General features: G+C 65.9%; 22 protein-coding genes and 1 tRNA gene. 13 read left to right on the forward strand and 10 right to left on the reverse strand.

Annotation, left to right across the window (positions count from 1 at the left end):
- Positions 1 to 69 precede the first annotated feature (69 nt).
- The 7 genes from murC (at position 70) to lpxC (ending at position 7682) form a co-directional block, all read left to right on the forward strand.
- Positions 70 to 1467 carry a UDP-N-acetylmuramate--L-alanine ligase gene (gene murC / locus F3J14_RS09135; RefSeq protein ID WP_166722699.1) on the forward strand — a complete coding sequence of 466 codons (1398 nt, stop codon included), beginning with the start codon at positions 70 to 72 and terminating at the stop codon, positions 1465 to 1467.
- Between the two features lies 1 nt (position 1468).
- Entirely contained in the window at positions 1469 to 2410 is a 942-nt protein-coding gene (locus F3J14_RS09140; protein WP_166722700.1) for a D-alanine--D-alanine ligase, read from the forward strand.
- A gap of 19 nt (positions 2411 to 2429) precedes the next feature.
- A complete protein-coding gene (locus F3J14_RS09145; protein ID WP_006752446.1) occupies positions 2430 to 3182 on the forward strand; it encodes a cell division protein FtsQ/DivIB in 753 nt (250 codons plus the stop codon).
- Positions 3183 to 3208: 26 nt separating this feature from the next.
- On the forward strand, positions 3209 to 4441 hold the full coding sequence (gene ftsA / locus F3J14_RS09150) for a cell division protein FtsA (protein WP_006752447.1): 1233 nt from the start codon (positions 3209 to 3211) through the stop codon (positions 4439 to 4441).
- A gap of 190 nt (positions 4442 to 4631) precedes the next feature.
- Complete coding sequence (gene ftsZ / locus F3J14_RS09155; protein ID WP_006752448.1) at positions 4632 to 5828, forward strand: cell division protein FtsZ; 1197 nt, start codon at positions 4632 to 4634, stop codon at positions 5826 to 5828.
- 189 nt (positions 5829 to 6017) lie between these two features.
- On the forward strand, positions 6018 to 6524 hold the full coding sequence (locus F3J14_RS09160) for a peroxiredoxin (protein ID WP_166722701.1): 507 nt from the start codon (positions 6018 to 6020) through the stop codon (positions 6522 to 6524).
- A gap of 240 nt (positions 6525 to 6764) precedes the next feature.
- Positions 6765 to 7682, forward strand: a complete 918-nt coding sequence (gene lpxC, locus F3J14_RS09165) for a UDP-3-O-acyl-N-acetylglucosamine deacetylase (protein ID WP_166722702.1) — start codon at positions 6765 to 6767, stop codon at positions 7680 to 7682.
- 78 nt (positions 7683 to 7760) lie between these two features.
- Here lpxC and F3J14_RS09170 read toward each other — a convergent pair whose 3' ends face one another.
- Positions 7761 to 8240 carry a DUF721 domain-containing protein gene (locus F3J14_RS09170; RefSeq protein WP_166722703.1) on the reverse strand — a complete coding sequence of 160 codons (480 nt, stop codon included), beginning with the start codon at positions 8238 to 8240 and terminating at the stop codon, positions 7761 to 7763.
- A 267-nt stretch (positions 8241 to 8507) separates the two neighbouring features.
- Between F3J14_RS09170 and secA the strand changes: the two genes are divergently transcribed.
- The 4 genes from secA to F3J14_RS09190 all read left to right on the forward strand — a co-directional run bounded on the left by secA (position 8508) and on the right by F3J14_RS09190 (position 14035).
- Complete coding sequence (gene secA, locus F3J14_RS09175) at positions 8508 to 11306, forward strand: preprotein translocase subunit SecA (RefSeq protein ID WP_166722704.1); 2799 nt, start codon at positions 8508 to 8510, stop codon at positions 11304 to 11306.
- Between the two features lie 143 nt (positions 11307 to 11449).
- Positions 11450 to 12691 (forward strand): bifunctional glutamate N-acetyltransferase/amino-acid acetyltransferase ArgJ, encoded by a 1242-nt coding sequence (gene argJ, locus F3J14_RS09180; protein ID WP_166722705.1) that lies wholly within the window; start codon positions 11450 to 11452, stop codon positions 12689 to 12691.
- Between the two features lie 19 nt (positions 12692 to 12710).
- Positions 12711 to 13580 carry an ATP-binding protein gene (locus F3J14_RS09185; protein WP_166722706.1) on the forward strand — a complete coding sequence of 290 codons (870 nt, stop codon included), beginning with the start codon at positions 12711 to 12713 and terminating at the stop codon, positions 13578 to 13580.
- Positions 13577 to 14035 (forward strand): NUDIX domain-containing protein, encoded by a 459-nt coding sequence (locus F3J14_RS09190; RefSeq protein ID WP_166722707.1) that lies wholly within the window; start codon positions 13577 to 13579, stop codon positions 14033 to 14035. Before F3J14_RS09185 ends, F3J14_RS09190 begins: the two co-directional genes overlap by 4 nt.
- A 59-nt stretch (positions 14036 to 14094) precedes the next feature.
- Here the strand turns inward: F3J14_RS09190 and F3J14_RS09195 are convergent, their stop codons facing one another.
- From F3J14_RS09195 to F3J14_RS09235, 9 genes are all read right to left on the reverse strand, one after another.
- The gene (locus tag F3J14_RS09195) at positions 14095 to 14298 is read right to left on the reverse strand and encodes a DNA gyrase inhibitor YacG (protein ID WP_006754989.1); all 204 of its coding nucleotides are present in this window, start codon (positions 14296 to 14298) and stop codon (positions 14095 to 14097) included.
- Between the two features lie 28 nt (positions 14299 to 14326).
- The gene (gene zapD, locus F3J14_RS09200) at positions 14327 to 15082 is read right to left on the reverse strand and encodes a cell division protein ZapD (RefSeq protein ID WP_006754990.1); all 756 of its coding nucleotides are present in this window, start codon (positions 15080 to 15082) and stop codon (positions 14327 to 14329) included.
- A gap of 110 nt (positions 15083 to 15192) precedes the next feature.
- Positions 15193 to 15801, reverse strand: coding sequence for a dephospho-CoA kinase (gene coaE / locus F3J14_RS09205; protein ID WP_166722708.1), 609 nt, complete (start codon positions 15799 to 15801; stop codon positions 15193 to 15195).
- A gap of 84 nt (positions 15802 to 15885) precedes the next feature.
- Positions 15886 to 16797, reverse strand: coding sequence for an A24 family peptidase (locus F3J14_RS09210; protein ID WP_006756833.1), 912 nt, complete (start codon positions 16795 to 16797; stop codon positions 15886 to 15888).
- A 44-nt stretch (positions 16798 to 16841) separates the two neighbouring features.
- Complete coding sequence (locus F3J14_RS09215) at positions 16842 to 18047, reverse strand: type II secretion system F family protein (RefSeq protein ID WP_166722709.1); 1206 nt, start codon at positions 18045 to 18047, stop codon at positions 16842 to 16844.
- 5 nt (positions 18048 to 18052) lie between these two features.
- Complete coding sequence (locus tag F3J14_RS09220) at positions 18053 to 19330, reverse strand: ATPase, T2SS/T4P/T4SS family (RefSeq protein WP_166722710.1); 1278 nt, start codon at positions 19328 to 19330, stop codon at positions 18053 to 18055.
- A gap of 82 nt (positions 19331 to 19412) precedes the next feature.
- Positions 19413 to 20702: an HlyC/CorC family transporter gene (locus F3J14_RS09225; RefSeq protein ID WP_166722711.1), complete on the reverse strand. Its 1290-nt coding sequence runs from the start codon at positions 20700 to 20702 to the stop codon at positions 19413 to 19415.
- A gap of 150 nt (positions 20703 to 20852) precedes the next feature.
- Positions 20853 to 20929: transfer RNA gene (locus F3J14_RS09230), tRNA-Pro, on the reverse strand.
- Between the two features lie 146 nt (positions 20930 to 21075).
- Positions 21076 to 22071 (reverse strand): polyprenyl synthetase family protein, encoded by a 996-nt coding sequence (locus F3J14_RS09235; protein WP_006756837.1) that lies wholly within the window; start codon positions 22069 to 22071, stop codon positions 21076 to 21078.
- A 210-nt stretch (positions 22072 to 22281) separates the two neighbouring features.
- Between F3J14_RS09235 and rplU the strand changes: the two genes are divergently transcribed.
- Positions 22282 to 22593 carry a 50S ribosomal protein L21 gene (rplU, locus tag F3J14_RS09240; protein ID WP_006025184.1) on the forward strand — a complete coding sequence of 104 codons (312 nt, stop codon included), beginning with the start codon at positions 22282 to 22284 and terminating at the stop codon, positions 22591 to 22593.
- A 24-nt stretch (positions 22594 to 22617) separates the two neighbouring features.
- Positions 22618 to 22881, forward strand: a complete 264-nt coding sequence (rpmA, locus tag F3J14_RS09245; RefSeq protein WP_006476999.1) for a 50S ribosomal protein L27 — start codon at positions 22618 to 22620, stop codon at positions 22879 to 22881.
- Positions 22882 to 22953: the final 72 nt, after the last annotated feature.

The raw sequence follows: 22953 nt of genomic DNA on the forward strand, positions 1-22953 counted from the left end.
ACGCTCACTTCGTTGGCTGTCACCCAAGGGGGCGGTCAGCCTTCTTGGGGCGGCCCGGCGGAGGCTGACATGAAACACATCGTCAAACAGATTCATTTCGTCGGGATCGGCGGCGCGGGCATGAGCGGCATCGCCGAAGTGCTCGTCAACCTCGGCTACGAGGTCAGCGGCTCGGACCTGTCGCGCAACGCGGTGACCGATCGTCTCGAGGCGCTCGGCGCGCGGATCGCGATCGGCCACGACGCGGCGAACATCGCGGGCGCGAACGCGGTCGTCGTGTCGACGGCCGTGCGCTCGGACAATCCCGAAGTACTGGCCGCACGGCACCAGGGTGTGCCGATCGTGCAGCGCGCGGTGATGCTCGCGGAGCTGATGCGTCTGAAGCAGGGGATCGCGATTGCCGGCACGCACGGCAAGACCACGACGACGAGCCTCGTCGCGAGCGTGCTCGCAGCGGGCGGCCTCGATCCGACCTTCGTGATCGGCGGCCGGCTGATCAGCGCCGGCGCGAACGCGCGGCTCGGCACGGGCGACTTCATCGTCGCCGAGGCCGACGAGTCGGACGCGTCGTTCCTGAACCTGTATCCGGTGATCGAAGTCATCACGAACATCGACGCCGACCACATGGACACCTACGGCCACGATTTCGCGCGGCTCAAGCAGGCGTTCATCGAATTCACGCAGCGCCTGCCGTTCTACGGTAGCGCGGTCGTGTGCGTCGACGATCCGAACGTGCGGCAGATCATCCCGTTCATCTCGAAGCCGGTCGTGCGCTACGGCCTGTCGCCGGATGCGCAGGTGCGCGCCGAAGACATCGACGCGCGCGACGGCCGCATGCACTTCACGGTGATCCGCGAAGGCCGTGCGCCGCTCGCGGTGGTGCTGAACCTGCCGGGCCTGCACAACGTGCAGAACGCGCTCGCGGCGATCGCGATCGCGACCGATCTCGGCGTGTCGGACGACGCGATCCAGCAGGCGCTGGCGGAATTCAACGGCGTCGGCCGGCGCTTCCAGCGCTACGGCGAGGTGCCGAGCGCGGACGGCGGCCAGTACACGCTGATCGACGACTACGGCCACCATCCGGTCGAGATGGCCGCGACGGTTGCCGCTGCGCGCGGCGCGTTTCCGGGCCGCCGCCTTGTGCTGGCGTTCCAGCCGCACCGCTACACGCGCACGCGCGACTGTTTCGACGACTTCGTCAACGTGCTGTCGACGGTCGACGCGCTGGTGCTGACGGAAGTCTATGCCGCCGGCGAAGCGGCGATCGCGACGGCCAACGGCGACGCGCTGTCGCGTGCGCTGCGTGCGGTGGGGAAGGTTGACCCGGTATTCGTCGCGACGGTCGACGACGTGCCGGACGCACTGGCGGGGGTCGCGCGGAACGGCGACGTGGTGATCACGATGGGCGCGGGTTCGATCGGCGGCGTGCCGGCGAAGATCGTGCAGAACACGCAACAGAAGGGATGACATGAGCGGGATCGATCCGAAACGTTTCGGCAAGGTGGCAGTGTTGTTCGGCGGTGAATCCGCCGAGCGCGAGGTGTCGCTTACCTCGGGCCGCCTCGTGCTGCAGGGCCTGCGCGACGCGGGTATCGACGCGCATCCGTTCGACCCGGCCGAGCGGCCGCTGTCGGCGCTGAAGGATGAAGGTTTCGTGCGCGCGTTCAACGCGCTGCACGGCGGCTATGGCGAGAACGGCCAGATCCAGGGCGCGCTCGATTTCTACGGGATCCGCTACACGGGCAGCGGCGTGCTCGGGTCGGCGCTCGGCCTCGACAAGTTCCGCACGAAGCTCGTGTGGCAGCAAACGGGCGTGCCGACGCCGCCGTTCGAGACGGTGATGCGCGGCGACGACTACGCGGCGCGCGCGACGGACATCGTCGCGAAGCTCGGCCTGCCGCTGTTCGTGAAGCCGGCGAGCGAAGGCTCGAGCGTCGCGGTGCTGAAGGTCAAGACGGCTGACGCGTTGCCCGCCGCACTGTCGGAAGCCGCGACGCACGACAAGATCGTGATCGTCGAGAAGAGCATCGAAGGCGGCGGCGAATACACCGCGTGCATCGCCGGCGATCTCGATCTCCCGCTGATCAAGATCGTGCCGGCGGGCGAGTTCTACGACTACCACGCGAAGTATGTCGCCGACGATACGCAGTACCTGATTCCGTGCGGGCTGCCGGCGCAACAGGAAGCCGAACTGAAGCGCATCGCGCGCCGCGCGTTCGACGTGCTCGGCTGCACTGACTGGGGCCGGGCGGATTTCATGCTCGACGCCGCCGGCAATGCGTATTTCCTGGAAGTGAACACGGCCCCCGGGATGACCGACCATTCGCTGCCGCCGAAGGCCGCGCGCTCGATCGGCATCGGCTATTCGGAGCTGGTCGTGAAGGTGCTGTCGCTTACGCTCAACGACTGACGCAGGAACGGAACGACGTATGTGGAACAACGTTCGCCAACTCAACCTTGCCGCCAGCGCGCTGTACGCGCTGCTGCTGCTCGTGTTGGCGGCGGCCGGCTGCTACTGGCTGATCCAGCGTCCGACGTTCGCGTTGCGCGAGATCCGGATCGACGGCGACACCGAGCACATCAACTCGCCGACGGTGCGCGCGGGTGTGGTCGGCCGGCTGAAAGGCAATTTCTTCACGGTCGATCTCGACTCGGCGCGTGCCGCGTTCGAGCAGATGCCGTGGGTGCGTCACGCGAGCGTGCGCCGGGTGTGGCCGAATGCGCTGGCTGTCACGCTCGAGGAGTACAAACCGCTCGGGACCTGGGGCAGCGCGCAGCTCGTGAGCGTCGACGGCGAGCTGTTCACCGCGAACCAGGGCGAGCTCGATCAGGAACTGCCGGCGTTCGACGGCCCGGAGGGCAGTGCGAAGGAAGTCGTCACGCGGTATCGCGACTTCGCGAATTGGTTTGCGCCGCTGAAGGCGGCGCCGGAAGAAGTGACGCTGTCGGCGCGCTACGCGTGGACGGTGAAGCTGTCGAACGGCATGCAGGTCGAATTGGGCAAGGAGCGCACCAGCGAGACCCTGCATGACCGGAGCCAGCGCCTCGTCGCCGCGTGGCCGGCTGTCACGGAGCGTTGGGGCAACGACATCGAGTACGCGGACCTGCGTTATCCGAACGGATTCGCGATTCGTGCGGCAGGCATGCGGTTCCTGACCGATACCGACAAGCGCAAGAAGTAACGAGAGATCACACGCAAGAGCACTTTATGAGCAAAGACTACAAGGATCTGCTGGTTTCCCTCGACATCGGCACGTCGAAGGTGGTGGCCATCGTCGCCGAGCTGAAGGGCGAAGGCCATTACGAGGTCATCGGCCTCGGCCAGAGCGAATCGAAAGGTCTGAAGAAGGGCGTGGTGGTCAACATCGAGGCCACCGTGCAGTCGATCCAGCGCGCGCTCGAGGAAGCCGAGCTGATGGCCGACTGCAAGATCACCAACGTGTTCACGGGGATTGCCGGCAGCCACATCCGCAGCTTCAACTCGAGCGGGATGGTCGCGATCAAGGACAAGGAAGTCACGCAGACCGACGTCGCGCGCGTGATCGAGACCGCGAAGGCGATCAACATCCCGACCGACCAGCAGGTGCTGCACATCCTCACGCAGGAATTCATCATCGACGGCCAGGAAGACGTGCGCGAGCCGATCGGGATGAGCGGCATCCGCCTCGAGGTGAAGGTGCACATCGTGACGGGCGCGGTCAGCGCCGCGCAGAACATCGTCAAGTGCGTGCGCCGCTGCGGGCTGGAAGTGAACGACCTGATCCTGCAGCCGCTCGCGTCGTCGCTGGCCGTGCTGACGGAAGACGAGAAGGATCTCGGCGTGGTGCTGGTCGACATCGGCGGCGGCACGACCGACATCGCGATCTTCGCCGAAGGCGCGATCCGCCATACCGCGGTGATTCCGATCGCCGGCGACCAGATCACGAGCGACATCGCGATGGCGCTGCGCACGCCGACGCCGGACGCGGAAGACATCAAGGTCGGCTACGGCATTGCCAAGCAGGCGCTCGCCGATCCGGACGAGATGGTCGAAGTGCCGGGCCTCGGCGAACGCGGTCCGCGCACGCTGTCGCGCCAGGCGCTCGCGGCGGTGATCGAGCCGCGCGTCGAGGAACTGTTCTCGCTCGTGCAGCAGGTCGTGCGCGAGTCGGGTTACGAAGAACTGCTGAGCTCCGGCGTGGTCATTACCGGCGGGGCTTCGATGATGCCGGGCATGGTCGAGCTCGGCGAAGACATTTTCCTGAAACCGGTGCGCATTGGCGCGCCGGAATACGCGGGCGGCCTCGCCGACGTGGTGCGCAATCCGCGCTATTCGACGGCGATGGGCCTGCTCGTCGAAGGCAGTGCGCAGCGCATGCGCGGCCGCAAGGTCGCCGTGCAGTCCGGCAACGCGGGGCAGATCTTCTCGCGGATGAAGGAATGGTTCCTGAGCAATTTTTGAGTACCCCACGGCTCGGTACGCCGAGCCTGCCCCCGAGGGGGCCAGGAAAACGCGGGGCGGCCCGACGTTGTCCTGAAGATGAACTGAATCGAAATTCGCGCTGGTGCCGGCGGCTGGCGCGCGACAGGGGGTTGCCCGATCTCCTGCCGAATAACGGCCGAGTAGTCTTATTTTCTTGACGGAGGCAACAATGGAATTCGAAATGCTGGAAACCGAAACCAACGGCACCATCATCAAGGTGGTCGGCGTTGGCGGCGCTGGCGGCAATGCCGTTCAGCACATGATCAACCGCGGTGTGCAGGGCGTCGACTTCATCGTGATGAACACGGACGCCCAGGCGCTGTCGCGTTCGCGCGCATCGTCGGTGATCCAGTTGGGCAACACGGGCCTCGGCGCCGGTGCGAAGCCGGAAATGGGCCGTGCCGCGGCGGAAGAAGCGCGTGAGCGCATCGCCGATGCACTGCGTGGCGCGCACATGGTGTTCATCACGGCCGGCATGGGCGGTGGCACGGGCACGGGCGCGGCGCCGGTGGTCGCGCAGATCGCGAAGGAGATGGGCATTCTGACGGTCGGCGTCGTCAGCAAGCCGTTCGAATTCGAAGGCGGCAAGCGCATGCGCGTCGCGGAAGCAGGCTCGCAGCAACTGGAGGATCACGTCGACTCGCTGATCGTCGTCCTGAACGACAAGCTGTTCGACGTGATGGGCGATGACGCCGAGATGGACAAGTGCTTCCAGTGCGCGGACGACGTGTTGAACAACGCGGTCGCAGGCATTGCCGAAATCATCAATGTCGATGGTCTCGTGAACGTCGACTTCGAAGACGTGAAGACGGTGATGGGCGAGCAGGGCAAGGCGATGATGGGCACGGCGACGGTCGCCGGCGTCGATCGCGCACGCCTCGCGGCGGAACAGGCCGTGGCGAGCCCGCTGCTCGAAGGCGTCGATCTGTCGGGCGCGCGTGGCGTGCTGGTGAACATCACGTCGAGCCGTTCGCTGCGCCTGTCGGAAACGCGCGAAGTGATGAACACGATCAAGAGCTACGCGGCGGAAGATGCGACGGTGATCTTCGGTGCGGTGTACGACGACGCGATGGGCGATGCACTGCGCGTGACGGTCGTGGCGACGGGTCTGGGCCGTGCGGCGAAGAAGCAGCAATCGGCTCCGATGACGCTGCTGCGCACGGGTACCGACAACCAGCCGGTCAGCGCGGTCTCGCACGGTTACGCGCAGCCGCAACACGTCAGCACGGCCGACTACGGCGCGCTCGATACGCCGGCGGTGTGGCGCAACTCGCGCGAAACCGCGGCATCGCACGTGCAGGCGCTGCAGGAGAAGGGTGTCGATACGTACGACATCCCGGCTTTCCTGCGCAAGCAGGCTGACTGACGACGCACACAGGCGAAGCCGCGGCGAGGTCGCCGCGGTAACGCCGGCGTGACGGATGCCACGGACCACGACAGGCCGCGTCGGATGCGACGCCGGGCCGGGAAACGTGCCCTCTTCGCATGAGCGGAGCGGGATGGGACGTGCTGTCCGCAATACGCTGAAAAACCGTATCGCTATGAGGGACCAGCCATGATTCAAGTGGGCGACGCGCTGCCCGACGCGCAATTGTTCGAGTTTATCGACGACGGGCGCGCAGGCTGCACGCTGGGGCCGAACGCCTTCAGCGTGCGCGACCAGGTGGCGGGAAAGCGGGTGGTGATCTTCGGATTGCCGGGTGCTTTCACGCCGACCTGTTCGGCGCAGCATGTGCCGGGCTATGTCGAGCACGCCGAGCAATTGCGCTCGGCGGGCATCGACGAGCTCTGGTGCGTGTCCGTCAACGACGCATTCGTGATGGGCGCATGGGGACGTGATCTGCACACCGCGGGCAAGGTGCGCATGATGGCGGACGGCAGCGCTGCTTTCACTCATGCGCTGGGCCTGACGCAGGATTTGTCCGCGCGTGGCATGGGAATCCGTTCCCTGCGCTACGCGATGGTGGTCGACGACGGTGTGGTCAAGACGCTGGCTGTCGAAGCGCCGGGCAAGTTCGAAGTAAGCGATGCGGCGAGTGTTCTCGCGACGTTGACGTCCTGATCGTGCGGTGCGCCGTTGCCTGTCGGCAACGCTGCTCACCGCCGTCGGGGCAGTTGTAACACGGGCCGATGACCGGAAACGCCTCCGTTCCGGGCATCGGCCCGTCCCGTATCAACGCGGGTAAACAGTCGAAACAGATTGATACGCAGTTTCAAACAGCGTTGAATAGGGAATTACGCTATAATCCCACCTATCGAATATAACTCCTGATTGATATTCTCAATCAAGTTGAAGAAGACCATGCTGAAGCAGCGCACCATCAAATCGATCGTGAAGACCGTGGGTATCGGTCTGCACTCGGGCCGCAAGGTCGAACTGACGCTCCGTCCGGCCGCGCCGGGCACGGGGATCGTTTTCTCGCGCGTCGACCTGCCCACGCCCGTCGACATCCCGGCATCCGCGATGTCGATCGGTGACACGCGGCTCGCGTCGGTGCTGCAGAAGGATGGCGCGCGCGTGTCGACCGTCGAGCACCTGATGTCGGCATGCGCCGGCCTCGGCATCGACAACCTCTATGTCGACGTGACGGCCGAGGAAATCCCGATCATGGACGGCAGCGCCGCGTCCTTCGTGTTCCTGATCCAGTCCGCGGGCATCGAGGAGCAGAACGCGCCGAAGCGCTTCATCAAGGTGACGAAGCCGGTCGAAATCCGTGACGGCGACAAGTTCGCGCGTCTCGAGCCGTATTTCGGTTTCAAGCTGAAGTTCACGATCGACTTCCGTCATCCGGCGGTCGACAAGACCGGCCAGGAGCTCGAGGTCGACTTTGCGAACACGTCGTACGTGCGCGAGATCGCGCGCGCGCGCACGTTCGGTTTTGCCCACGAAGTCGAAATGATGCGCGAGCTGGGTCTCGCACGCGGCGGCAGCATGGACAACGCGATCGTGCTCGACGAATACCGGATCCTGAACAACGACGGGCTGCGCTACGACGACGAGTTCGTGAAGCACAAGATGCTCGACGCGATCGGCGACCTGTACGTGGTCGGCCATCCGCTTCTGGCGTCGTACACGGCATACAAGTCGGGTCACGGGCTGAACAACGCGCTGCTGCGCGAGCTGCTCGCCCACGAAGACGCGTACGAGATCGTCACGTTCGACGATCCGCAAGCCGCGCCGAGCGGTTTCGCGTTCGACACGCAGACGGCCTTCGCCTGATCGGCGTCCGTCACGAGCGAATAAAAAAGCGACCTTCGGGTCGCTTTTTTGTTGGGCGGCGCGCGGTCGACAGCGCGCTCAGCGTGATGACTTCGCGCCGTGCCGCGCGGCCATCCGCGCGAGCGCGGCCTGCAGCGGCGACGGCTCGAGGTGATCGGCGAGTTCGCGCAACGCGGCGGCGCCGACGGTCGTCATGCGCGCGTGCTTCACGTGCGGCGGCTCCGGCGCGTCCTTCGGACGCACGCGCACGCGCAGCGCCGAAACCGGCCAGCCGCGCTTCTGCAGCTCGGCGAGCAGCCGCGGCTCGACCTGCCGCAGCCGGGCAGCGAGTGCATTGTGTGCGGCAAAGAGGGTCAGGGTGCCGTCCTTGATCGAGCCCGGCTCGACATGATTCGCCAGATAGTCGGGCAGGAGCGCGACGAGGTCGCGCTGCAGCGACGCGACCTGTTCGACGCCGGCGCGCAGCGCGGCGAACGCGTCGGTGCGGTTGAGCACTTCGGACACGGGTTGGGGGCGATACGCGGAGAGTGGGCCGAAACGCTTGGAAAATCGGTTCATCGAGGCATTCTTCGGGCGCGCACGTGCGCGGACGTTGACGCCGATTGTACCCGCGCCGGCCCGCGCACGGGCGGCTTTCGGGCCGTGCACCCGGTTGCCCGCGCGGGTTCGGCGCGCGGCGCGCGTCCAGCCGGGACACGGGCGCATGCGTCCCCGCGTGCTAAAATTCCTCGTTTGATTCCACTAATTCGCTAAGCCGCCGAGGCTCGGGCGTCGGGGCGCGCAATACGCGCCGGGCGCCGGTGCTGCGACGCAGGATCCGATCCGATGACAACCGGTTTTCTCCAGAAAATTTTTGGCAGCCGCAACCAGCGGCTCGTCAAGCAATATCAAAAGACCGTCGCGACGATCAATGCGCTCGAAACGCAGATCGAGCAGCTGACGGACGACCAGTTGCGCGGCAAGACGGATGAATTCCGCCAGCGGGTCGCGGCCGGAGAGTCGCTCGACAAGCTGCTGCCCGAGGCGTTCGCGGTCTGCCGGGAGGCGAGCCGCCGCGTGCTGAAGATGCGCCACTTCGACGTGCAGTTGATCGGCGGCATGGTGCTTCACTACGGCAAGATCGCGGAAATGCGCACCGGCGAGGGCAAGACGCTCGTCGCGACGCTGCCCGTGTACCTGAATGCGCTGGCGGGCCGCGGCGTGCACGTCGTGACGGTCAACGACTATCTTGCCCAGCGCGACGCCGAATGGATGGCGCGTCTCTACAACTTCCTCGGTCTGTCGGTCGGCATCAACCTGTCCGGCATGGAGCACGAGCAGAAGCAGCAGGCCTACGCGTCGGATATCACCTACGGTACGAACAACGAGTTCGGCTTCGACTACCTGCGCGACAACATGGTCTACGAGACCGAAGCGCGCGTGCAGCGGGCACTGAACTTCGCGGTCGTCGACGAAGTGGACTCGATCCTGATCGACGAGGCGCGTACGCCGCTGATCATCTCGGGCCAGGCGGAAGATCACACCGAACTGTACGTGCGGATGAACGCGCTGCCGCCGCTGCTCGAGCGCCAGATCGGCGAGGAGAAGGCCGACGGCACCGGCGTCGAGAAACCGGGCGACTACACGCTGGACGAAAAATCACGCCAGGTGTTCCTGACGGAGTCGGGCCACGAGAAGGCCGAGCGACTGCTCGCCGAGTGGGGCCTGATCGGTGAGGGCGAGAGCCTGTACGCGCCGCAGAACATCACGCTGATGCACCACGTGTACGCGGCGCTGCGCGCGCACACGCTGTTCTACAAGGACCAGCACTACGTCGTGCAGAACGGCGAAGTGGTCATCGTCGACGAATTCACGGGCCGCCTGATGGCGGGCCGCCGCTGGTCCGACGGCCTGCACCAGGCGGTCGAGGCGAAGGAACACGTGAAGATCCAGAGCGAGAACCAGACGCTCGCATCGATCACGTTCCAGAACTACTTCCGGATGTACGCGAAGCTCGCGGGCATGACGGGTACGGCGGACACCGAAGCGTACGAATTCAACGAGATCTACGGTCTCGAGACGGTCGTGATTCCGACCAACCGCCCGCCGAAGCGGATCGACAAGCAGGACCAGATCTACAAGACCGCCAAGGAGCGCTACGACGCGGTGATCCGCGACATTCGCGAGTGTTACGAGCGCGGTCAGCCGGTGCTGGTCGGCACGACGTCGATCGAGAACTCGGAACTGCTGTCGCACCTGCTGAAGCAGGCCGGCCTGCCGCACGAAGTGCTGAACGCGAAGCAGCACGAGCGTGAAGCCGCGATCGTCGCGGAAGCCGGCCGTCCGAACCGCATCACGATCGCGACCAACATGGCCGGCCGCGGTACCGACATCGTGCTCGGCGGCAACGCCGAGAAGCAGGCGGCGTTCATCGAAGCCGACGAAGCGATTCCGGCCGACGAAAAGGCGCGCCGCATCAAGCAACTGCACGACGAGTGGGAGACGCTGCACGAGCAGGTGAAGGCCGCAGGCGGCCTGCACATCATCGGCACCGAGCGCCACGAATCGCGCCGGATCGACAACCAGCTGCGCGGCCGTGCGGGCCGCCAGGGCGACCCGGGTTCGTCGCGCTTCTATCTGTCGCTGGACGATCCGCTGCTGCGCATCTTCGCGGGCGACCGCGTGCGTTCGATCATGGATCGCCTGAAGATGCCCGAAGGCGAGGCGATCGAGGCCGGCATCGTCACGCGTTCGATCGAATCCGCGCAGCGCAAGGTCGAAGCACGCAACTTCGACATCCGCAAGCAGCTGCTCGAATACGACGACGTGTCGAACGACCAGCGCAAGGTGATCTACCAGCAGCGCAATGAACTGCTCGAAGCCCACGACATCACCGAAACGATCTCGGCGATGCGTCACGGTGTGGTCACTGAAGTCGTCCGCCAGTTCGTGCCGGAAGGCAGCATCGAGGAACAGTGGGATGTGCCCGAGCTCGAGGAAGCGCTGCGCAACGACTGGCAGCTCGACCTCGCGATCCAGGAAATGGTGAACGAGTCGTCGTCGATCACGGCCGAGGAGATTCTCGACGCCGTGACGACCGCCGCCGACGAGCAGTACGAGGCGAAGGTCGCGATGGTCGGCCGTGAATCGTTCAGCGCGTTCGAGCGTTCGGTGATGCTGCAGACGGTCGACCGCCTCTGGCGCGAGCACCTCGCTGCGCTCGACCACCTGCGCCAGGGCATCCACCTGCGCGGCTATGCGCAGAAGAACCCCAAGCAGGAATACAAGCGCGAAGCGTTCGAGCTGTTCGCCGCGATGCTCGATGCGATCAAGCAGGAAGTCACGCGCATCGTGATGAACGTGCAGATCCAGTCGCCCGAGCAGCTCGAGGAAGCCGCCGAGCAGATCGAGGAGCGCAGCGGTCATCTCGAGAACGTCGAGTACCAGCACGCCGACTACGCGGAATCCGGTGCGCCGGTGGCGAACGTCGCGGCCGCCACGGCGGCCACCGCGACGGCCGACATGGTCGGCAGCGCGATGACCCACAGCGGCCCCGGCGGCGAGATGCCGAAGGTCGGCCGCAACGACCCGTGCCCGTGCGGCAGCGGCAAGAAGTACAAGCAATGTCACGGGAAGCTGTCATGATCGGCGGCGGCGCGCATCGGCGTGCCGCTTCATCCGCAGCTTCGAGTCAGTGAAGTGAGTTGCGGCGGCCCGCTCGTGCGGCCGTCGGTTCTTCCAATCAATGCCGGCGCGTGCCGGCATTTTCCATCCGGCAGGTGTGCCCCATGGCTGTCAATTTTCCGTCGATCGATCCCGCCCAACTGCATCCCGTCGCCGGCGTCACGCTCGGCTGGGCGGAAGCGAACATCCGCAAGCCGAATCGCAAGGACGTGCTGGTCATCTCCGTCGAGGAAGGGGCGACGGTCGCCGGCGTATTCACCGAGAACCGCTTCTGCGCCGCACCGGTGATCGTGTGCCGCGAGCACCTGGCCAACGTGCGTGCGGGCGGCGCGGGCATCCGTGCGCTCGTCGTGAATACGGGCAATGCGAATGCGGGCACCGGCGAGCCGGGCCTCGCGAACACGCGTGAGACCTGCACGGAACTCGCGCGCCTCGCGGGCATCGACGCCGCACAGGTGCTGCCGTTCTCGACCGGCGTGATTCTCGAGCCGCTGCCGATCGACCGCCTGAAGGCAGGCCTGCCTGCCGCGCTCGCGAACCGCAAGGCCGCGAACTGGTACGACGCCGCGCAGACGATCATGACGACCGACACGCTGCCGAAGGCCACGTCGCGCCAGGTGACGATCGACGGTCACACGGTCACGCTGACGGGCATCAGCAAGGGCGCGGGCATGATCAAGCCGAACATGGCGACGATGCTCGGCTTCCTGGCGTTCGATGCGAACGTCGCGCAGCCGGTGCTCGACACGCTCGTGAAGGACGTGGCCGATCGCTCGTTCAACTGCATCACGATCGACGGCGACACGTCGACGAACGACTCGTTCATCCTGATCGCGTCGGGCAAGAGCACGTTGCCCGCGATCACGTCCACCGACTCGCCGGCCTATGCGGCGCTGCGCGAAGCGGTCACGCAGGTCGCCCAGGTGCTGTCGCAGCTGATCGTGCGCGACGGCGAAGGCGCGACGAAATTCATGACGGTGCAGGTCGAAGGCGGCAAGAGCGTCGCCGAGTGCCGCCAGATCGCCTACGCGATCGGTCATTCGCCGCTGGTGAAGACGGCCTTCTACGCATCCGACCCCAACCTGGGCCGGATTCTCGCGGCGATCGGCTATGCGGGCGTCACGGATCTCGACGTCGACAAGATCGATCTTTATCTCGACGACGTGCTCGTCGCGAAGGCCGGTGGCCGCAACCCGGCTTACCAGGAAGAGGACGGCCAGCGCGTGATGAAGCAGAGTGAAATCACGATCCGCGTGCTGCTCGGCCGCGGCGATGCGCAGGCTACCGTCTGGACGTGCGACCTGTCGCACGATTACGTGAGCATCAACGCGGATTACCGCTCCTGATCGGGAGCGCTCGGACGACATGGACAAGCTCGAACAGTTTCTGACGCGTGCCGAAGCGCTGCTCGGTCGCCTCGAGGGGATGTTGCCGCCCGCAGCGGCGGCTGTCGACTGGAATGCCGCCACCGCGTTCCGCTGGCGCAAGCGCCAGGGGCGCGGCTATCTGCAGCCGGTGCCGGCCGCGTCGTCGATCACGCTCGACGATCTGCACAACATCGATCGGCAGAAAGGGGTGATCGAACAAAACACGCGACAGTTCGTGCGGTGCAAGCCGGCGAACAACGTGCTGCTGACCGGTGCGCGCGGCACCGGCAAGTCGTCGCTGATCAAGGCGTGCCTGAACGCCTATGCGAAGGACGGGCTGCGCCTGATCGAAGTCGACAAGGACGACCTGCACGATCTCGGCGACATCGTCGAGCTGATCGCGCAGCGTCCGGAGCGGTTCATCGTGTTCTGCGACGATCTGTCGTTCGAGGAAGGCGAATCGGGCTACAAGGCGCTGAAGGTCGCGCTCGACGGCTCGATCGCCGCGCAGTCCGACAACGTGCTGATCTACGCGACGTCGAACCGCCGCCATCTGCTGCCCGAGTACATGAGCGACAACGAGTCGTACAAGCATCTGCCGGACGGCGAGATCCACCCCGGTGAAGTCGTCGAGGAGAAGATTTCGCTGTCGGAGCGCTTCGGCCTGTGGGTCAGCTTCTACCCGTTCAAGCAGGACGACTATCTCGACATCGTCGCGCACTGGCTGCGCCATTTCGGCTGCGCGGACGGCGAGATCGAGACGGCGCGCGGCGACGCGCTCGTCTGGGCGCTCGAGCGCGGTTCGCGCTCGGGGCGCGTCGCGTGGCAGTTCGCGCGCGATTGGTCGGGTCGCAGGGAGCAGGTATGAGCACGGATTCCGCAGTGGGCGCCGTGCGCGCGCCCGACGGCCGCAAGGTGACGGAAGTCGCGGTCGGCGTGATGGTACAGCCGGGCGGTCCGGTCGGCCGCTGCCGCTACCTGCTTGCGCAGCGGCTGCAGGGCAAGCCGTACGAAGGCTACTGGGAGTTCCCGGGCGGCAAGCTGGAAGCCGGCGAGAGCGTCGAGGACGCGCTGGCGCGCGAGCTGCACGAGGAACTCGGCATCGTCGTCACCGCCAGCCACCGCTGGCATACGCTCGAGCACGACTATCCGCATGCGTACGTGCGGCTCTATTTCTGCAAGGTGACGGGCTGGACGGGCGAGCCGCACAGCAAGGAAGGCCAGGCGTTCGTGTGGCAGCAACTGCCGGTCGACGTCGCGCCGCTGTTGCCGGCGGCGCTGCCGGTGCTGGAATTGCTCGAGAAGGAAGCGGCGTCGCAATGACGCCGCGGTGGCTCGCCTGAAAAGCGGGCCGTATCCGCCTGCGGGGTACCGCGCGCCGCTCAGCTGTCGCGGCGGCCGTCGGTGCCGTCTTCTTCCTCGGACGACGGACCTTCGTCGGAGGAGCCACCGATCCGGTACTTTTCCGCGGCCCATGCGCCGAGGTCGAGCTGCTTGCAGCGGGCCGAACAGAACGGGCGGAACTTGTTTTCAGGTGTCCAGCGCACTTCTGCGCCGCACGAAGGACATTTCACAACGGTAGTCATACGAAAGCGTCGAACCGGCGCACGGCCGTTACAGATTGCAGAGTGTCAGATGGAACGGCACGTCGATGTCCACCGCGCGCGGCCGCACGTCGCCGTCCTGCATGGTGAACCGTACCCACAGCATGTATTTGTTGGCGCTCGCTTCGGGAATCACGCGCAGTTCGGGCGGCACGCGCACCTGCATCAGCTGGTAGCTGCGCCCCGACAGCATCTGCTGGTAGCTGCCCTGCATCGCCATCACCTTCGACGCCTGACCCGATTCGCGAGCGAGCCGCAGCACGATTGCCGCCGCGTCGCGCAGCGGCAGCAGCGGCATGATCCATTTAGCGATGTCCTGGCGCCGCTGTTCCGCGGGCCATTGCTGCCACGCATAGTACGACGGCAGGTCGAACTTGCACGTGCCGCCGGGAATCACCGCGCGGCTGCGGATGCTGGCGAGCCACTCGTTGTCGACCAGGTGCTGCCCGGTCTTGCCCTGCATCTGCGCAAGATTGGCGAGCGTCTGCTCGATTTCACCGAGCACGGCTTCGAGCGCATTCTGTTCGATGCCCGGATTGCCGCGAAAGGGAGCGAGCGTCTGGCGTTGACGTTCGAGTTCCTTCATCAGATCCGATTTCAGGTCCGCGCGGCCCGTGACCTCGGCGATTTCGAACAGCGTCGTCAGCGCGACGTGATGTTCACGCGGGTCCTCCTGAGCCAAAAAGAACGCGAAGCGCTCGAACAAGTCTTCGAGGCGCAACAGCGTGCGAATTCGCTCGTTGAACGGATACTCGTAAAGAATCAAGCGCGCTCGCCTCTCGGGGTAGGGATTGAAACAATGCAGGACATTCTAATGCTCACTGTCTACCCTAGCAACGCGCCAATTTCGTGCACCATCACGATCGCATGCGGCGATCAGTGCGCGGCGGCCGCGAATCCGAGATAGCGTTGGTGCAGTGCATCGACCTGCGCGGCGAGCCTATCGGGCGCCGTCGCATCGTTGACGATCACGTCGTCGGCCGCCGCGAGACGCGCTTCGCGCGTCGCCTGTCTTGCGATGATCGCTTCGACCTGTTCGCGCGTGAAACCATTGCGCCGCATCACACGTGCGATCTGCGTTTCGACCGGGCAGTCGACGACCAGCACACGATCGCTGCGCGCCTTCCAGTTACCTGACTCCACGAGCAGCGGTACGACGAAGATCACGTACGGGCCCCGCGCTTCACGGGCCTCGCGATCGGTCTCCGCGCGGATCAGCGGATGCGTGATCGCTTCGAGGCGCCGGCGTGCGTCGTCGTCGCTGAAAATCAGTGCGCGCATCTTCGCGCGATCGAGCGAGCCGTCGGCCGCGACGAAGTCCGGTCCGAATGCGTGTTCGATCGCCGGCATCGCGAGACCGCCTGGTGCGGTGATGCGGTGCGCGATCAGGTCGGTATCGACGAGCGATGCACCGCGTGCGGCGAACATGTCGGCGACGGTCGTCTTGCCGCTGCCGATGCCGCCGGTGAGTCCTATTGCAAACATGTGAGCCTCCGCCGGGCCGCCACGAGGAAACGAGCCTCCTCCCCGCGACGCAGCGAACAAGTCGGACGGGGTCGGTGCGTCATGTCAGCCGCCGAGCGCCAAATAGAAAGGGGTGCCGAAAAACAGCGTCGCGACGCCGCCTGCCGCGAGGAACGGGCCGAACGGAATCGGCTCCTCGAAGCGCATGCGCCCGCGCCAGGTCGCGACGAGCCCGACGATCGCGCCCGTCACCGCGGCGAACAGCACGACCTGCGGCAGCGCGGCCCAGCCCATCCAGGCGCCGAGCGCGGCGAGCAGCTTCAGGTCGCCGAAGCCAATGCCCTCGATGCCGCGCAGCCATTTGAACAGCCAGTAGATCGACCACAGGAACAGGTAGCCGGCCATCGCGCCGACCACGGCCGAACGCAGCGACGTGAACGTGCCGCCGAGGTTCAGTGCGAGCCCTGCCCACAGCAGCGGCAGCGTCATCGAATCGGGAAGGTAGCCGGTCCGGATGTCGATAGCGCTCATCGCCAGCAGCGCGGCGCAGAGCCCGAACGCGGCGAGTGCGGCGGCGGTGGGGCCGAACGCGGCGAGCGACCCGGCGGCGAGCAGCGCACCCGCGAGCTCGACGAGCGGATAGCGCACACCGATCGCATGGCCGCACTGGCGGCAGCGCCCGCGCAACATCAGGTAGCTGACGAGCGGGATGTTTTCCCACGCGCGCAGCACGTGGCCGCAGTGCGGACATGCGCTGCGCGGGCGCCACAGATCGTAGTGCGGCGGATAGCCGTCGTCCGGCGCCGCGCTCGCGCTGCCGGTCGCTTCGGCGATTTCGGCCTGCCATGCGCGCTGCATCATCACCGGAATCCGGTGCACGACGACGTTCACGAAGCTGCCGACGCACAGCCCGAGCACGACGGCGAATGCATATTGCACCGCAGGCGGCAGCATCGCCAGCGCGAGCAACGTGCTGTCGGGCGAATCGAAAACGGTGGTCAGGGGCGCGGGCGTCATGGGCTCGGGTTCGGGCTTGAAAGGCGACAGAATCGGTTGCGATGCTACACCACGTTGCCCAGCTGAAGGATGGGCAGATACATCGCGATCACGAGGCCGCCGACGAGTGCACCCAGCACGATCACGATCAGCGGCTCGCCGAGTGCGGTGAGCGCATCGAGACGCGCGTCGAGCTGACGCTCGCAGAGCGCGGCGATGTCGGCGAGCATCGTGTCGAGTGCGCCGGTTTCCTCGGCGACGGCGATTGGCTGTACCACGTCGTCCGGGAAGCAGCCCGCCGCGTGCATCGCATCGGCAAGACGCGCGCCGCGCAGCACGCGCGCCGCGATTTGCGCGGTGGCCTGCTCGAACACCGGATGGCCGGCCGTGCGTTCGAGCGTGGCGAATGCGTCGGCGAGCGGTACGCCGGCACCGAGCAGCGTGGCAAGCGAGCGGCACCAGCGCGCGGCCGCGAACCGCGTGAGCGCGCTGCCGACCAACGGCGCATTCAGCACGTGCCGCGCGGCCGTGTAGCGCAGCGACGGCGAGTGCCGCAGCGCGTGGCGTGCGGCGAGCCCTGCCACCGCGGCACCGGCGACGAACGTGCCGCCCCAGGCCGATGTCGCGGAGGAAAGGGCGAGCAGGGCGCGGGTCGGCGCCGGTAGTGCTGCGCCGAAGCCGTCGAAGATCTGCCGGAATGTTGGCACGACCCACACCATCAGCGCGGCCGAGATCGCGAGCGCGAACACGATGACGGCGACCGGGTAGGCGAGCGCGGCACACAGCTTGCGCCATTGCGCGTCGGCGCGTTCGCGGTGCTCCGCGACGCGGGTCAGCACGGTGCCGAGCGCACCCGATGCTTCGCCCACCTCGATCAACTGGCGATACAGTGTGCCGAACTGGGACGGATAGCGTGCCAGCGCGGCGGCGAAGCGCTGGCCACCGACGATCTCGCGTGCGAGACCTGCGGCGATGCGCGGCAGCCCGTCGCGCGTACGGGTGCGGGCAAGCATCTCGAGCGACGGTGCGAGCGGCAGTCCGGCTTGCAGCAGGCTCGCGAGCTGACGCGTGAAGCGCGTGACCTCCCGCGCGCCGGCCGCCGGTGGCCGGGCCGTGCCGCGGATGTCGAGCGACAGCACCGCGACGCCGTCGCGCGCGAGCGCTGCACGTGCGGCGGTTGCATCGAATGCGATGACGTTCCCGCGGCACGGCGTGCCGTCGCGACGACGGCCGCGCCACGCGAAGCGGGTTTCGTGAGGCGGTGCATGCATTGCGATCACGCGTCGGGCGTCGCGGCCAGGGCTTCCGCGACGCTCGTCGTGCCGTCGCGAACGTGCACGAGTGCCGCGTCACGCAGACTGCGCACGCCTTCGGCCGCCGCGCATTGCGTGAGCGCACCGACGCTTGCGCGCGCGACGATGCGTTCGGCCATCTCCGGTGAAACCGGCATCGTCTGATGCAGGCCGATCCGGCCTCGATAACCGATACCGTGACAGGCGGCACAGCCGCGTGGGACGAACGGGCGCCATCCGGATGCCAGTGCCGCCGAATCGCAGCCCGCATCGCGCAGCGCGTGCGCCGGCGCGTCCGAACGCGCGCGGCAGCTCACGCACAGACGCCGGACGAGCCGCTGCGCGGTGACGAGGCGCAACGCGGCGGCCAGGTTATACGGCGCGACGCCGATATCGAGCAGTCGCGCGACCGCGGCCGGCGCGTCGTTCGTATGCAGCGTCGACAGCACGAGGTGCCCGGTCTGCGCGGCCTTGATCGCAACGTCGGCCGTCTCCGCATCGCGAATCTCACCGACCATGATGACGTCCGGATCCTGCCGCAGCAGCGCGCGCAGCGCCGTGGCGAAGGTCAGCCCGGCTTTCTCCGCCACGCCGACCTGGTTGATCCCGTCGAGCTGAATCTCGGCCGGATCCTCGACCGTGCATACGTTGTGCGCGTCGCGATCGAGCATCTGCAGCGCGCAATAGAGCGACAGCGTCTTGCCGCTGCCGGTTGGGCCGGTGACGAGCACGAGACCGTGCGGCGCGCGTATCGCGGCCTCCATTGCCGCGGCCTGCCGCGCGTCGAAGCCGAGGCGCGCGAGCGTGAGGTCGGGCGGCAGCGTTTCGAGGCGGCGCAACACGAGTTTCTCGCCAAACAGCGTGGGCAGCGAACTAACCCGGTAATCGCCGCGCAGGCCTCCGTCGACCGTGATGCGCAGCCGGCCGTCCTGCGGAAGCCGGCGCTCGGCGATGTCCATGCGTGCGAGCACCTTGATCCGCGTCACGAGCGCGTCGCGCAGATGGACGGGCGGTCGCGCGTGTTCATGCAGGACGCCGTCGATGCGCAGGCGAAGGCGCCAGCCTGCTTCGAATGGTTCGACGTGGATGTCGGACGCGTCGCGCACGCGGGCGGCGTGAAGCGTATCAGTCAGCAGCCGTACGGCGGGCGAGTCGTCGAGTTGCGCCGCATCGAGTGAATGGGCCGCGTCGACGGGCGATGCGTCGGTGGGGGCAGGTGGCCGCTGCGTGCGCAGCGGCGCCCCGGGAGGTGGGAAGTGCATGTGAGCCGGCGCTCGGCCGCCTGTTGATCGTGACCGGCCAATGGTCGCGTATCGCGAGCGGTGCCGACAGTCGGCCGTTCGGCTAGCGCGCGGCGGCGCGTGCGCGCGGGCTGCGCGGCTTGAAGAGCTTGACGGTGCGCACGGCCTGGTCGTCGCTGCGCATGACTTCGAGCATCACGTCGCGGATTTTCAGGCATACGTCGCCGTCGGGAATTTCCTCGAGAATCTCGAGGATCAGGCCGTTCAGCGTCTTCGGCCCGTCGGTCGGCAGTTGCAGGTGCAGCCAGCGGTTCAGTTCACGCAGCGGCATCCTGGCGGCGACGATGCATTCGCCGTTTTCGTCCCAGCCGCCCGCGCGTTCGCCGCGCGGCATCGACGTCGTGAATTCGCCGATCAGTTCCTCGATGATGTCCTCGGGCGTGACGAGCCCCTCGAGTTCGCCGTACTCGTTGACGACGAGCGCGGTGCGCTGCCGGCTTTCCTGGAAATACTGCAGCTGCTGGACGACCGGCGTGCCCGACGGCACGTAATACGGCTCGGCGAGCAGCGTGCGCAACGTTTCGCGGTCGAAATCCTGGTTGTGCAGCGCTGTGAGCGTCTTGCGCACATGCAGCACGCCGAGCACCTTGTCGATGTCGCCTTCATAGACGACCAGACGGTTGTGATAGCAGGTCTCGAGTTGATGCAGGATGTCGTCGAGCGGCGCGTAGAAGTTGAGCGACTCGATCTGGCGGCGCGGCACCATCACGTCGTCGACCGTGATGTTCTCGAGGTCGAACAGGTTGAGCAGGATGCTGCGGTGCTTGGTCGGCATGAAGCTGCTCGACTCGAGCACGATCGCGCGCAATTCGTCGGCCGACATCCGCTGGTCGCGGCCCTTCTTCGTATTGATGCGCAGCACCCAGAGCACGCCGTTCGCCAGCGCGTTGACGAACCAGACGACCGGCTTGAACACGCGCATTAGCGGCGCGATCACGAGACTTGCGGGCAGCGCGATGCGCTCGGGAAACGTCGCGCCGACGATCTTCGGCGCGATTTCCGCGAACACAATGATCAGGAACGCGACGATGCCGGTCGCGATCGACAGCGCGAGGTTGTTACGGCCGAACGTGTGCAGCGCGAGCGACGTCGTCAGGACCGGGATGATCGTGTTGAACAGGTTGTTGCCGATCAGGATCACGCTGAGCAGCAGGTCGGTGCGTGTGAGCAGACCCTGCGTGGTTTTCGCGCCGAGCACGCCCTGGCCGGCGAGATGTTTCAGCCGATGACGGTTGAGCGCCATCATCGCGGTCTCGGAAATGGAAAAGAAGCTGGAGCAGAGGAGAAGCAGGAAGACGGCGCCGATTTGCGCCCATAAGGGAATTTGGTCCACGCGTCAGAAAGGGCAGTGAAGGACAGGGATGGAGGGAATATAGCAGAGGCCGGCGGCCGTGATGTGTCGTGCGCGGCACGAGGGCCCGCGCGACCAGGCAAAAAGCAGGCAAAAAAAAACCGTGCACACGGTGCACGGTTTTTTTAAATCTGGTCGGGGTGAGAGGATTCGAACCTCCGGCCTCTACGTCCCGAACGTAGCGCTCTACCAGGCTAAGCTACACCCCGATTTGGACTCTTCCGAGTTCGCCGTCTTCTTCAAGACCGCTGCGTCGTCGAGCAAGAACATAACTATAGCGATGTTTTTTCGAAAAGGGAATACCTTGGTGCAGAAATTTTTCGAGACCGGATATCGCCTCGTGTTTTCCTCGCGCTTACGACTGCCGCGACGTCGAGTACGAGCACAACCCGAGCAGGCTTTCCTTGTAGATCGAATCCGGGAACGCAGTGATCGCGGCAGCAGCGGCCTGTGCTTCCTGGCGCGCGCATTCGAGCGTATGGTCGAGCGCGCCCGAACGCGTGATGGCGTCGAAAATCGTGTCGAAGCGATCGGTGCCGCCTTGTTCGATCGCCTCGCGTGCGAGCGCCGACTGTTCGGGCGTGCCGCGTTCGATCAGATAGATGAGCGGCAGCGTCGGCTTGCCTTCGCGCAGGTCGTCGCCGGCGTTCTTGCCCATCGCTTCGGCCGTGCCCGCGTAGTCGAGCCAGTCGTCCATGATCTGGAATGCGGTGCCGATCCGGCGGCCATATTCGGCCGCGGCGGCTTCGGTCGGCGCATCGGCGCCCGCGAGCACCGCGCCGAGGCGGGCCGATGCTTCGAACAGCTTCGCCGTCTTGTAACGGATCACCTGCATGTAGCGCGTCTCGTCGACGTCCGCGTCGTGCATGTTCAGCAGCTGCAGCACTTCACCTTCGGAAATGATCGTCGTCGCTTCCGACAGGATTTCCATCACGCGCATCTTGCCGACGCCGACCATCATCTCGAACGAGCGCGAATACAGGTAGTCGCCTACCAGCACGCTCGCCGCGTTGCCGAACAGCGCGTTGGCCGTCTGACGGCCGCGCCGCAGTTCGGATTCGTCGACGACGTCGTCATGCAGCAGCGTGGCCGTGTGGATGAACTCGACGACGGCGGCCAGCACGTGCCGCTGGTGCGACGTCTCGCCGAGCGCGCCGGCGACGAGCAACAGCAGGGCCGGACGCAGCCGCTTGCCGCCCGCGCCGATGATGTACTCGGCGATCTGGTTGATCAGCAGCACGTCGGACGCGAGGCTTTGCCGGATAACGCGATTCACCTGCTCCATGTCGCTTGTGATCGGGGCGAGCAGGTGGGCGGCGCTGAGGGTGGGGGAGGCGGTGGACGACGACATGATGATCGAAATGGGTGATGCGGCGGATTATAAGTCCAATCCGCGATATCCCGGTCTGTCGGACGCGCCCGCACCGTGATTTTGGCCGTCCGGCAAGGGCCTGCGCGCGGCAATCGCGGATCGGCTTTGACTTGGGTGCTAACCCCATGTATAATCACGTGTTTTCCGCGCGTGGTGTGCGGAAAATTTGGATCCAGAGTGAGGTTCTCAATGTACGCGGTCATAAAAACCGGCGGCAAGCAGTACAAGGTTGCCGTTGGCGAAAAACTCAAAGTAGAACAGATACCGGCTGACATTGACGCTGAAATCACGCTCGACCAGGTTCTCGCAGTGGGCGAAGGCGAATCGATTAAGTTCGGTACGCCGCTGGTCAGTGGGGCTTCCGTCAAGGCCACCGTTGTGTCGCACGGTCGTCATGCCAAGGTCACCATCTTCAAGATGCGTCGCCGGAAGCACTACCAAAAGCACGGCGGCCACCGCCAGAACTACACTGAGCTGCGCATCGACGCGATCAACGCGTAAGCGCCTCGGTAAAGGAGCAATCAGATGGCACACAAAAAGGCAGGCGGCTCTTCCCGGAACGGCCGCGACTCCGAGTCGAAACGTCTCGGCGTGAAAGTGTACGGCGGCCAGGCGATCAACGCTGGCGGCATCATCGTGCGTCAGCGCGGTACGCGCATGCACGCTGGCGAGAACGTCGGCATGGGCAAGGATCACACCCTGTTCGCGCTGGTCGACGGTCACGTCAAGTTCGCGACCAAGGGCGCGGACAAGAAGCATCTGGTCATCGTTGTCCCGGCGGCTGCCTAAGTTAGGCACCCACGGGCTTCGTAGCCGAAAGGCCCCGCAGTCTTCGCGGGGCCTTTTTTTATTTGGCCGCCG

Source organism: Burkholderia sp. Tr-862, from assembly GCF_011753085.1.
Classification (GTDB): Bacteria; Pseudomonadota; Gammaproteobacteria; order Burkholderiales; family Burkholderiaceae; genus Burkholderia; species Burkholderia ambifaria.